This window comes from Vibrio sp. DNB22_10_4 (assembly GCF_052879755.1).
In genome coordinates this window covers 1-246 of sequence record NZ_JBNNXW010000109.1, presented here as the reverse complement: position 1 = coordinate 246, position 246 = coordinate 1, and the positions used below count along the sequence as shown (strand labels likewise).

Genomic DNA, 246 nt, shown 5'->3' with positions numbered 1-246 from the left:
ACCCAGAAGCCTGGATGTGGTACCACACGAACATCGGCGGCGGCCGTTGCCCGGTGGTCGATACCTTCTGGCAGACCGAAACCGGCGGCCACATGATGACCCCGCTGCCGGGCGCCACGCCGCTGGTGCCGGGCTCGTGCACGTTGCCGCTGCCGGGCATCATGGCCGCCATCGTCGATGAAACCGGGCAGGACTTGCCGAACGGGCAAGGCGGCATCCTGGTCGTCAAGCGTCCGTGGCCGTCGA

The 246-nt window shown here is 68.3% G+C and carries 1 protein-coding gene; it reads left to right on the top strand.

Going from position 1 to position 246, the window contains the following annotated elements:
- Positions 1–14 precede the first annotated feature (14 nt).
- On the top strand, positions 15–246 hold a 232-nt coding region (locus ACVA6Q_RS24865), incomplete at its 3' end, for an AMP-binding protein (RefSeq protein ID WP_446649256.1).